This is a genomic window from Roseateles sp. (genome assembly GCF_036404855.1).
In the GTDB taxonomy this organism is placed as follows: Bacteria; Pseudomonadota; Gammaproteobacteria; order Burkholderiales; family Burkholderiaceae_C; genus Pelomonas.
On record NZ_DASWYS010000098.1, the window covers coordinates 1 to 10505 of the forward strand.

General features: G+C 65.5%; 11 protein-coding genes and 1 pseudogene. 8 read left to right on the plus strand and 4 right to left on the minus strand.

The genetic code is table 11. The annotated features are described in order from the left end of the window. From VGF12_RS06325 to VGF12_RS06340, 4 genes are all read left to right on the plus strand, one after another. Window positions 1–539: CorA family divalent cation transporter (locus VGF12_RS06325; protein WP_331175194.1), on the plus strand; the 539-nt coding region annotated here is incomplete at its 5' end. Next, window positions 539–3268 carry a DUF4118 domain-containing protein gene (locus VGF12_RS06330; RefSeq protein ID WP_331175195.1) on the plus strand — a complete coding sequence of 910 codons (2730 nt, stop codon included), beginning with the start codon at window positions 539–541 and terminating at the stop codon, window positions 3266–3268. The genes VGF12_RS06325 and VGF12_RS06330, both read left to right, overlap by 1 nt. Then, entirely contained in the window at window positions 3265–3969 is a 705-nt protein-coding gene (gene kdpE / locus VGF12_RS06335; protein ID WP_331175196.1) for a two-component system response regulator KdpE, read from the plus strand. Before VGF12_RS06330 ends, kdpE begins: the two co-directional genes overlap by 4 nt. A gap of 223 nt (window positions 3970–4192) precedes the next feature. After that, window positions 4193–4750: a hypothetical protein gene (locus VGF12_RS06340; RefSeq protein ID WP_331175197.1), complete on the plus strand. Its 558-nt coding sequence runs from the start codon at window positions 4193–4195 to the stop codon at window positions 4748–4750. A 169-nt stretch (window positions 4751–4919) separates the two neighbouring features. Here VGF12_RS06340 and VGF12_RS06345 read toward each other — a convergent pair whose 3' ends face one another. Beyond that, entirely contained in the window at window positions 4920–5465 is a 546-nt protein-coding gene (locus VGF12_RS06345) for a hypothetical protein (protein ID WP_331175198.1), read from the minus strand. A gap of 384 nt (window positions 5466–5849) precedes the next feature. On the opposite strand from VGF12_RS06345, the gene VGF12_RS06350 reads away from it, so the two are divergent. The 3 genes from VGF12_RS06350 (at window position 5850) to VGF12_RS06360 (ending at window position 7837) form a co-directional block, all read left to right on the plus strand. Further along, entirely contained in the window at window positions 5850–6380 is a 531-nt protein-coding gene (locus tag VGF12_RS06350) for a CbrC family protein (RefSeq protein ID WP_331175199.1), read from the plus strand. Window positions 6381–6426: 46 nt separating this feature from the next. Then, window positions 6427–6927: an endonuclease V gene (locus VGF12_RS06355; RefSeq protein ID WP_331175200.1), complete on the plus strand. Its 501-nt coding sequence runs from the start codon at window positions 6427–6429 to the stop codon at window positions 6925–6927. A gap of 142 nt (window positions 6928–7069) precedes the next feature. Next, on the plus strand, window positions 7070–7837 hold the full coding sequence (locus tag VGF12_RS06360) for a DNA/RNA non-specific endonuclease (protein ID WP_414710019.1): 768 nt from the start codon (window positions 7070–7072) through the stop codon (window positions 7835–7837). A 275-nt stretch (window positions 7838–8112) separates the two neighbouring features. Here VGF12_RS06360 and VGF12_RS06365 read toward each other — a convergent pair whose 3' ends face one another. Together VGF12_RS06365 and VGF12_RS06370 are read right to left on the minus strand one after the other, a co-directional pair. Next, window positions 8113–8406: a type II toxin-antitoxin system RelE/ParE family toxin gene (locus VGF12_RS06365; RefSeq protein WP_331175201.1), complete on the minus strand. Its 294-nt coding sequence runs from the start codon at window positions 8404–8406 to the stop codon at window positions 8113–8115. Then, window positions 8407–8667 carry a type II toxin-antitoxin system ParD family antitoxin gene (locus VGF12_RS06370; RefSeq protein WP_331175202.1) on the minus strand — a complete coding sequence of 87 codons (261 nt, stop codon included), beginning with the start codon at window positions 8665–8667 and terminating at the stop codon, window positions 8407–8409. Window positions 8668–9287: 620 nt separating this feature from the next. Here VGF12_RS06370 and VGF12_RS06375 point away from each other — a divergent pair. Then, window positions 9288–9587 (plus strand): hypothetical protein, encoded by a 300-nt coding sequence (locus VGF12_RS06375; RefSeq protein WP_331175203.1) that lies wholly within the window; start codon window positions 9288–9290, stop codon window positions 9585–9587. 462 nt (window positions 9588–10049) lie between these two features. On the opposite strand, the pseudogene VGF12_RS06380 reads toward VGF12_RS06375, so the two are convergent. After that, window positions 10050–10505, minus strand: a pseudogene (locus VGF12_RS06380) (conjugal transfer protein TraS); the annotation flags it as partial.

A 10505-nucleotide genomic window follows, 5' to 3' on the forward strand; every position in this document is an offset into this window, starting at 1 on the left:
TGGACGCTGTGGTCGACCGTTACTTCCCGATCGTCCAGTTGCTGGAAGCAGAACTGGAGGAGATCGAGCAGAGCATCTTCACGCGCGGTGCGGCGCTGGAGAACATCAAGCGCCTCTACGAGTTGAAGCGCCGGCTCATGCTGCTGCGCCACGCCGTGTCGCCCATGCTGGAGATGTTGTCCAAGCTGCACGGCGGGCGCATCCCGCCAGTTTGCGTGCGAACTGGCGACTACTTTCGCGATGTGGCCGATCATCTGGCCCGTATTCATACGGCCATCGAAACAGTGCGGGACACCATTGGCACAGCCATCCAGGTCAACCTGTCCATGGTCACAATCGACGACAGTCAGGTGACCAAGCGCCTCGCCGCCTGGGCTGGCGTATTCGCCGCTGCGACGGCCCTCGCCGGCATCTGGGGCATGAATTTCGAGCAGATGCCTGAGCTGAAATGGCGTTGGGGCTACCCGGCGGCATTGGGCATGATCACAAGCATCTGTACATTGATCTGGTGGCGCTTTCGCAGAGCGGGGTGGCTTTGATGACCGACGAAAACCGGCCCGACCCCGACGCGCTGCTGGAGCAGCTGCGGGAAGAAGAACACAAGTCCGCGCGCGGCAAGCTGCGCATCTATTTCGGCTCATCGGCGGGTGTCGGCAAGACGTACGCGATGCTGCAGGCCGCGCGCAAGCTGACCGCCGAGGGCGTGGAGGTGCTTGTCGGCGTGGTCGAGACGCATGGGCGCAGTGAGACGATGGCGCTGACCGACGGGCTCACCGTACTGCCGCCGCGACAGGTGGAGTACCGCGGCAAGCAGTTGCCCGAGTTCGACCTGGACGGCGCTTTGGAGCGGCTGCGGGACAAGTCGCCCACGCTGATCCTCGTCGACGAGCTCGCGCACTCCAATGTTGCCGGTTCTCGTCATCCCAAACGCTGGCAGGACGTCGAGGAACTACTGGCCAACGGCATCGACGTCTACACGACGCTGAACGTGCAGCATCTGGAGAGCCTTAACGACGTCGTCGGTGGCATCACCGGCGTGCGCGTGCAGGAGACGCTGCCAGATACCTTCTTCGACCGTGCCGACGAGGTTGTCATGGTCGACACGCCGGCCGACGAGTTGATCGCGCGGCTGCAGGCCGGCAAGGTCTACAAAGGCCCGCAGGCCGAGCGGGCCGCCAGGAACTTCTTCCGCAAGGGCAACCTGATGGCCTTGCGCGAGCTGGCGCTGCGCCGCACGGCGGACCGCGTGGAGGACGATGTCCAGGCCTGGCGCAGCAACAAGTCCATCAAACAGGTATGGAAGACCGAGGCCGCCATCCTGTGCGCCATTGGTCCGACGCCCGGCGCCGAGCACGTCGTGCGCAGCGCGGCACGGCTGGCTCAGCAGTTGAATGTCAGCTGGCATGCCGTCTACGTCGAGACGCCGCATCTGCGGCGCGTGCCCGATGCCCAGCGTGAGCGCATCCTGCGCGTGGTGCGACTGGCCCACGACCTTGGCGCCGCCACCTCGGTGCTGCAGGAACAGAGCGTGGCGTCAGCGCTAATCCGGCACGCGCGCGAGAACAACCTTTCGCAGATCCTGCTGGGCCGCTCGGCAGCCATTCCTGCCTGGCGGCGCTGGATCGCCGGACAGGGATTGCACGACGCGCTCTCCGACGCCGCGCCGGACGTGGACCTCATCGAGGTCGGGCAGCCGCAGGTGGCCAAGCCTGCCCCCAGCGAGACGGAGGGCAACCTGGCCTGGGAGCGGTTGGCGGAGCAGTGGCGACGCTACCTTGGCGCCGCCCTGGTCTGCGCGGCCACCACGGCCGTGAGCTGGCCGCTGAGCACCTGGTTCGATCTGAGCAACATCGTCATGCTGTTCCTGCTCGCGGTGGTCGGTGTTGCGCTCCATTGGGGCCGAGGGCCGTCTGTGCTGGCCAGCTTCCTCAGCGTCGGCTTCTTCGACTTCTTCTTCGTGGCGCCGCAGCTGAGCTTCGCCATCTCCGATGCCCAGTACCTGTTGACCTTCGTGGTGATGCTCGCGGTCGGGCTGATCACCGGACAGCTGACTGCTCACCTGCGCTACCAGGCGACGGTCTCGGCGGAACGCGAGGCCCGTTCCCGCGCATTGTTCGAGCTGACACGGGAGCTGTCCGGCGCGCTGCAGGCCGACCAGGTGGTGGAGAGCGCGCAGGCCAATCTTTCGCGTGAGTTGCACGGGCCAGCCTTGGTGCTGGCGCTTGGCGTCGACGAGCAGTTGAAGATGCCAGCGCTGCCGCCGCAGCTCGACCAACAAGACCCCCCCGACCTCGGTACCGCGCGCTGGGCCCTGGATCATGGCCAGGCCGCCGGCCTGGCGACCGACACGCTGCCGGGCAGCAACTGGTTCTACCTGCCGCTGCAGGCCCCCATGCGCGCCCGCGGCGTGCTGGCCCTGAGGCCGCGCGAACTGGCGACCGTGATGCAGCCGGAACGGCGCGCTCAGCTCGACACCTATGCCAGCATCATCGGCCAGGCGCTTGAGCGAGTGCACTACGTCAAGGTGGCCCAGGATGCACTGGTTCACATCGAGTCCGAGCGCCTGCGCAATTCGCTGCTGTCGACGCTGTCGCACGACTTGCGCACGCCGCTGGCGGTGGTCTACGGGCTGGCCGATACCCTGGCTGCCCTACCCGCGCTGCCCGAAGACGGCCGAGATATGGCACGCACGCTGCAACGTCAGTCGCAGCGCATCAATGCCATGGTCACCAACCTGCTGGACATGGCGCGCCTGCAAAGCGGCGCCGTCCAGTTGCGCCTGGAGTGGCAGCCGATCGAGGAAGTCATCGGCAGCGCGCTGCAGGCGATGCAATCCGTGTTGATGGGACACGATGTGAGCGTTGAGGTGCCCCCGGCACTGCCGTTGATCCACCTGGACTCTGTATTGATGGAGCGGGTGCTTTGCAACCTGCTCGAAAACGCGGTCAAGTACACGCCGCCGGACAGCAGCATCCGTATCACCGCCGCGATTCATGGGGACGAGCTTTGGCTGCGTGTCATGGACAACGGCCCCGGCCTTCCCGCCGGTCGCGAGGAAGCGTTGTTCGAGAAGTTCGCGCGGGCCAAGAGCGAATCCACCACTTCAGGCGTGGGCCTTGGTCTCGCCATCTGCCGGGCCATCATGCAGGCCCACCAAGGGCGTATCTGGGCAGAACCGGGGGGCAGCGGCGGCGCCGTCTTCATCCTCGCCTTGCCGTTGGGAAGCCCACCGGCAGTCCCCGAGATCGATCTCGAAGAATCCGAATGAGCAAAACGAACCCCATCGCCCTGATCGTTGAAGACGAGCCCAGCATCCGCCGCTTCGTCCGCATGGCGCTCGAGACCGAAGGCTGGACCGTGAACGAGTGCGAAACGGTCCGTCAAGGCCTCCTCGACGCCGGCACACGCCGGCCCGACCTCATCATCCTGGACCTGGGATTGCCGGACGGCGATGGTGTCGACTACCTGAAAGACTTGCGTGTCTGGTCGGGCATCCCCGTGATTGTCCTCTCGGCGCGCACCGACGAGACCGACAAGATCGCCGCCCTCGATGCAGGTGCGGACGACTACCTGACCAAGCCCTTCAACATGGGTGAGCTGATGGCGCGGGTCCGCGTGGCCTTGCGGCGCAGCCAGAGCGCAGCCACCACAAAGGACGCCGCCCCGACGACGTCATTCAGCTTCGGCGATGTGGAGGTCGACATGGCGGCGCGGCGTGTGCGGCGCGCTGGCGCCGACGTGCATCTCACGCCCATCGAGTACCGGCTGTTGACCCACCTGATCGCCAACGCAGGAAAAGTGCTGTCCCATCGCCAACTGCTGAAGGCCGTCTGGGGGCCGTCGCATATGGACGACAACCACTATCTGCGCGTCTACATGGGCAACCTGAGGCAGAAGCTGGAGCAGAGCCCGGCCCAGCCCAAGCATCTGCTGACGGAGACGGCAGTGGGCTACCGTCTCGTCCAATGATCACAGAGCGCCGCGCAGGCGCACGACCTCCGGCATCCTCAGGCCGCTGACCCACTGCCGGTAGACACCGCGAGCCACTTGATGCAGCCGTGCAGTGTGCTCTGGCAGGCAGCGCAGGATCTCGGCCTCGGTCTGAACGGCGGGCCCCCCGGGCAGTGGCGAACTCGTGCCGCGATTCCTCGCACCAAGCGCGCACGCTCTCTTCAGTGACTTCGAGGTGCGATTGGAAGCCGAGGTGCTTGCCCTTGGCGAAGCCCTTGTTCAGGCAGTGCATGCCGAACAACGTACGCGCGGCGCCCCGCGGGGTACCGCGACGTCGAGTCAGCTTGCATCGTCTGTGCCTGGCTGCTTAAAAAGCTCCAGGCCAAAAGACTCAGTACGGGAACCGTCCTGCGGCCGCGTCATCGGCTTAGAAACCGCCCCTGAGCGCGTAGCGTTCAGTGGCGGTAGTTCATTTGATGAATGGACGAGACGTGAGCTGGCTCGAGAACGGATGTCCGCCAGGGTGGGCCATATAGAAGGCTCCAAGCTTGCGCTATTGATAGATCGAATTCAATACCGCTCTGGCTTGCCTCAGATTTACGGATCGCAAGTATTTATCAAGTACGGTCCTAATGGCCGCCATGTGGACTGGCAGGTTGAGAATGTGGAGGATATTGATCTGCGGCGGTCAAAAATGTCGATGGAGCCGATCTGCAAATACTTGGCGCGCATTCCAAAGGTTCGTCCCGAGCAAGTGTTGAAGCGCTGCGGGTCGCCGGCGACGGTTGCAAATGATTAATTTGCAATGAGCTTTTCAGGTCGACTCTCAGGTGGTTTTCGGCCTTGGCCCGATTACTCCGCTAACAATGCCCTGCGCCAGACAGGCTGCAACGGACTACGCCAGCTTCCATATTTCGGATTCGAGCAAGCTCGGTAGGTTGGAGTGAGCAGCGCGAACCCCAATCGCTCTACCGGGCGACGATGGCCAGCAGGGCCACATTGAAGCGGCCCGAAATCGATGCAACGGACTGGGCGAAAGTGACAATCCTGAGGGTTGTCGCGCCATTGAACTGCAGCGAGTTCTTGTCGATGAGCACATGCTCAGGTGGCAAGACCCAATGCGGGCCCCAATCCTTGAAATAGGTGGCCTGCATGTCGTCGACCGATCTGTGCTCCGGGCTTGCCAGCTCAAGTTCGGCGCGCAGCCATACAAACTTCCCGTGGCCGTTCCGGAAGGGTTTGCTGTCGATGGTGATGAACCATCGCGCTCCGGGCGCCGTGCAGCGGAATTGCCTTGCATCCACGTCCGCGCAGTCGTACGCCTTGGATCGAAGCAACAGCCTGGCGACTTGCGGGCACCGGTGGGTGCATTTCTCCAACTGCGACAGCTCCTGGAGCATCGCGAACGAGCCTTCGTGACCATCGACGGGCGGCGGTTCGGCGGCGGCGCCTAAACCCACCGAGGCCCCGACGATGAGAAGCCAAAACCTGCGGATGGCGAGCGGCAGGGGCATGGTCTAGCCGGGTTGCGCTTCCAACCCAAACTGCATCGCCGCCAACTTCGCATACAGCCCGCTGCGCGCGACCAGTTCGTCGTGCCGGCCTATGTCCACGATGGGCCCCGCGTCCAGCACGACGATGCGGTCCGCCTTCTGGATGATCGCGAGCCGCCGCCGCTGTCCAGCCCGTACAGCAGATGCGCCAGCGCCTCGCGGTGACGCTCGCTCATGAACAGGTCATGCGGATCGGGCGCGATCGAGAACGGCGCTTGCCTCAAGCAGAAGAAGGTCGCGTGCATAGAGCAGGAGGATACCCACTGCACAGGCGTTTCCCGGCGCGCCGCGACCCGGCCCGGGGCTCGGGCACCCGGAGCGACGCCGTCTGCTAGCGTGCGGGGCATGAACCTGCCTTCCTTCCGCTACCACCCCGACCCGCTGGCCACCGGCGCCATCGAGCCGCGCCAGATCAGCTGCGCCTGCTGCGGCCAGGCGTGCAGCCACGTCTACGTGCAGCCCGTCTATGCGACGAGCGACCTCGACGAGAAGCTGTGCCCCTGGTGCATCGCCGACGGCAGCGCGGCGGCCAAGCTCGGTGCGAGCTTCTCCGACCCCGGGCCGCTGCTGCAGGCGGGCATCGCGCAAGACGTGGTCGACGAGGTCAGCCTGCGCACGCCGGGCTATTCCTGCTGGCAGCAGGAAGTGTGGCTCGCGCACTGCAACGACGCCTGCGAGTTCCACGGCGACGCGCTCGAGGAAGATGTGGAGGGCGCTAGCGACGCGACGAAGGCCGACTGGCGCGAGCGCTACGGCCTCACCGAGAAGGACTGGGCCCGCGCCACGCGCGACTACGAGCCCGCCGGCGACAACGCGTTCTACAAGTTCGTGTGCCGGCATTGCGGCGTGGTGCGGCTGGGGTGGGATTGCGCGTGACAGCGCCCCGCCCACCGATGCCCCGCCACCTGCCACCGCCACGCTGATGAAACTCGCCTTCGCCGTCCACCTCGACGGCCCGCAGCCCCAGGCCGCCGCCGTCGCCTTCGAGGCCTGGGATGCGCCGGAGCCGGCGAAGGCCTTCGTCTCGCGCATCGCCCAGGTCGAGAAGCCCGCGCGCGGCGAGCTCGACCTTCGCGCGCTGCCCTGCATGCTGCAGTTGCTGCGCGAGCATCAGCTGGCGCCCGAGCTGGTCCTCATCGACGGCTTCGTGCATCTCGACGCGGCGGAAACGCCCGCACTGGGGCAGCACCTGTTCCACGCGCTGGGCAGCGGCACGCCTGTCATCGGCCTCTCGAAGTCGGCGCGGCCGGGCCTGCCGGCGCGGTTCGAGGTGATGCGCGAAGAGGAGGCCCGGCCGCTGGTCGTCACCTGCGCGGGCATCGACATCGGCGCGGCCAAGGTGCGCGTGCGGGCTATGCATGGGCGCAAGCGCGTGCCGACCTTGATGAAGCTGGTGGCACGGCTGGCGAAGGGCGGGGACTAGGGCCTGCTCCCCTAGTGTTAACAGGCCCTAAACCCGGCGGTGCGCGCGCGCCCGTGGTCCGGGCGCCAAGCCGCCGGGCCGCGGCCACGCCGCGCAATGGTTCAATGCGCGCTCTCTGAAATCTGCGTTCCGTTCCCGATCCGTGTTCAAGTTCCCGCGCCGTGTCGCCGTCCTCGCCTGTCTGACGCTTGTTCTCCCCGCCATTTCGATGGCCTCGGCCTCCGCCGTCAAGGGGCTGCCCACCTCGTTTGCCCAATGCCCCGGCTTCTTTCTCGGGCAGCAGCCCCCCGCCGTGAAGGGCGGCCACGCGTTGCGTGAGCTGTGCTTCGACGGCTTCGCGGTGCTGCACAGCGGCCTGACGCGCACGCCGGTCTTTGCGGCGCAGCGCCTGAACAAGAAGTCCCTGGGCGGCATCCCGCGCCAGCGATCGGATCGCTTCTTTGCCGATGCGCGCCTGCGCAGCACCGAGCGTGCCACGCTGGACGACTACCGGCGCTCCGGCTACTCGCGCGGGCACCTGGCTCCGTCGGCGGACATGGCCACCGAGACGGCGATGGCGCAATCCTTCTCGCTGGCCAACATGGTGCCGCAGTCCCTCCGCCACAACTCCGACGCGTGGGCCAAGATCGAGCGGGACACGCGCAAATACGTCCAACGCGCGAAGGGTGACGTGCATGTCGTGACAGGTGCCGTCTTCGGCAGCAAGGTCGAGCGCATCGGGCCCAACGGCGTGGCCGTGCCTAGCCACCTGTTCAAGCTGGTCTACGACGTGCACACCGGCCAGACCTGGGCGCACTGGCAGGCCAACCGGGACGACGAGCGGCCCGGCAAGCCGATCAGCTACGAGGAATTGGTGCGCCGCACGGCGGTCGAGTGGTTGCCGATGCTGCAGCGTGACCGGCGGCGGTGACTGCGGCCGAGACGCGCTGGGCTCAGCGAGCGGGATGGCCGCGCGCGCCGCGCGCAGCCCCTCAGGGCCTGCCTCAATTCAAGGCACGGCGTCGAAGTGCCAACTGCAACAAGCACTTGGCGCTGCGGTCGCCAGGTTATCAACAGCGTTGCCCACGGATCGGGGGAACAACCGGTGATGGGTGAGGGCGCTCGGTAGCGCCGGCGCCCTTGCGTGCGCCGTCATCGTCGCTTGCCACGAACCCCGCGGGCGGCCGCGCGGCGTTCCCGCTTGGTTTACTGCCCGAAGGTCTCGTCGATGTCGCGCGAGCCATGCAGCACGCGGACGATGTCGATGCCATCGGGCAATGGCTGAAAGAACACGACGTAGCGGCCGAAGACGAAGCTGCGAAGACCTGGCGCCAGTTCATCCCGTTGCCGCCCCATCGCCGGTTGTGTGGCCCATAGATTCAGCTTCTCGTCGAGCCGATCCAGCCACCGATCTGCCTCCGCGAGGCTGTCCTCGGCGATGTAGTCCCAGATCTCGAAGATGTCGGCCTCGGCCCGGGGGCGCCGTGTGACGCGGGCCATTCAGGCGGCCGGTGCCTTGGCCGCGCGGCGGGCGCGGGCTTTTTCCTTCACGTCCTTGACGTCCCAGGGGGCGCTGGCGCCACTGGCCAGCCCTTCGCGCACAGCGCTGCGCAGTTCATCCAGCTTGGCTTGCCGCAAGCGGTCCTGCTCGTCCATCAGCCGCAGTGCCTCGCGCACCACTTCGCTGGCCGACGAGTACATGCCCGAGTCCACCTTGGCGCGGACCAGTTCTTCGAGCTGCGGCGTGAGATTGACGTTCATGCCCATGGCTCAGTCCTTCGAGAAATCGCTGATGAGACTCTAGCGGAAGTGTCAGAGATTGACATTCCGTGCGTGTGCGGCACGCGCGTTGGCTTGCACAGCAACAGTCCGCAATCCCCTGTGCATCACAGCTCGGACGTTGGGGTGAGGGCAGCGAACCCCACCGGCTTGGCAGGTCATCGATGTTGGAGTTCGCAGGGCTCACTCCAACCTACCGGGCTGGAGTCAGGGTTCTCCGCGTGAGCCATGGACTACCGGCAATGGCAACATCCATGCGGCCCGCACGCCGGCAGACATCCCTCGATAGGTTTGTAACCAGCGCGGCATTTGCCCGAAAAATAGCACCCGATTAGCAGCGCGGCGGAGTGGGGGAAATTCATATGCAACCAGCACTTAGCTGGCTTCCGGGCAGCCCGTTACTGCGCGGGTTGGCGTGATGGACCGCGCCGCCCTACGGTCTACAACAAGTTAGGCCTCAGAGCCACAACCCTATGCATCTGAATCGCCTTCTCAGCCCACGAGCAGCTGCTTTCGCGATCGCCCTTGCGTGCGCTTCCCATCAGCTCACAGCTCAGACCAGTCCGTCACGTCCTCCGCCAGACCTTCTGCCAGTCATTCAGATGACGCAGATCATGGTCTCCGAGTTGAAGCAAGCTTGCGTCTCCCGCTACCCCGAGTTGACAGAGCAGATCGATCGCGCCCACCGCGAATGGATCCTCTTCCCCATCAAGATCACGATCCTTGTCAACGGTAAGGAATACATCAGCCCCATGGTGGTCGCCATGCAGGAGATGACGCGTTCGCAGCTTGCAAAGCAGGACGAGCAGCGGACACGTCGAGACTGCACTGAGTTTCAGCAAGGGCTCAACAAGATGTTGGAACGCGTTCCTAAGGATGCGCTTGCCCCCTTCCTGCCCTAGCAGAAGTGCACTCGCTGAGGCCTAACTTGTCGGTCAACCGGACCCGCTACGACAGCCGTCGTAAGGCTGGGCTGCGGCACTTCGCACTATCTTCGCATCCCAGCCTTACGCCGCGTGCCTCCGCGGTCCGGTTACCTTAACGTTGAGCGGCCGCTTCGAGGCTGCGAGATCGCCGTAGGCAAGGACCGCACCGGGTCGGGAGCGCCATTCCAACGCTTCAAGCAGCAGACGTTCGAGGACGATTGCCGCGGGCAGCCAGGCTGGACGACCGCAGGGCCCTCGGCACTGGTCGTTTTGAGCCCGTCAGCCAGCCAAGTGCGCCGACGTCTGCTTCATGCCACAGAGCGTGAATTCGGCGGCTGATCGCAGATGACGGCACCCGCTGCAACTCCAACATTCGTCGTTGGCCGGCGGCGCTCCCCGTAGGCGCCTCCATCAGCGCTCAAGGCTCTAACGCACCCGTTACTTTGACCTATCAGTAACCCGCGCCAGCACCAGCTCTGGATGCACCCGTGTGCCTTGCTGTCGCCGCCGAATCTCGGCTTCCTTGAAGACCGGCGAGCCACGCACAAAGCTGCTGAGCCTCATTGCAAGCTCGCGATCCCCGCCATTGCGCACGACCTCCCGGTCGTCCTCAATGTCGAGCCGGCCGTTCTTGCTGATGTAGCGAAAGTGCGCCGCGATGGCGGCCACGCCTCGGCCCCCACCGGTGACCTTCACCATTACCTGCGACGCGCGTCGTACCGTCGCCTCAATCCGCTGACGGATCACCGCCCCCTTTCGCCGCATCAGCGTGTCCAGCCTCGGGGTCGGCAGCGACTTGACGATGCGATTGGCCGGATAGAACAGCCGCTCGCCCCACCGCACCAAGACACCGTCGACCTGCGGGCTGTTCATCGCTTCACCCTCGAAGGCGCG